The organism is Enterobacter cloacae complex sp. IR53030 (assembly GCF_049238365.1).
Taxonomy (GTDB): Bacteria; Pseudomonadota; Gammaproteobacteria; order Enterobacterales; family Enterobacteriaceae; genus Enterobacter; species Enterobacter kobei.
In genome coordinates, this window is record NZ_JBMKHA010000078.1 from 1 (window position 1) to 500 (window position 500).

Sequence of the window (500 nt, forward strand, 5' to 3'; positions counted from 1 at the left end):
CACCTTAATCCTAAAATCGGTGCGGACTGGCAGTTGCGCGGACAGCAGAAACGGGTAGTGACGCCGGGGCAGAACGAAAAATACTATCTGGCCGGCGCACTGCACAGTGGCACGGGTAAAGTCAGCTACGTGGGCGGCAACAGCAAAAGTTCAGCGCTGTTTATCGCTCTGCTGAAGCACCTGAAAGCCACTTACCGGCGGGCGAAAACAATCACGCTGATCGTTGATAACTACATTATCCATAAAAGCCGCGAAACACAGCGCTGGTTGAAAGCAAATCCCAAGTTCAGGGTAATTTACCAGCCGGTTTACTCGCCGTGGGTGAATCATGTGGAACGGCTATGGCAGGCACTTCATGACACGATAACCCGTAATCATCAGTGCCGCTCAATGTGGCAGTTACTGAAAAAGGTCCGCCATTTTATGGAAACCGCCAGCCCATTCCCCGGAGGAAAACATGGTCAGGCAAAAGTGTAGCGGTATTAGGCGCAGCTATTTAG

Annotated in this window: 1 pseudogene; it reads left to right on the forward strand. The window is 51.8% G+C overall.

The window, feature by feature from the left end:
* Window positions 1-477, forward strand: a pseudogene (locus ACOTXR_RS25150) (IS630-like element ISEc33 family transposase); the annotation flags it as partial.
* Window positions 478-500: the final 23 nt, after the last annotated feature.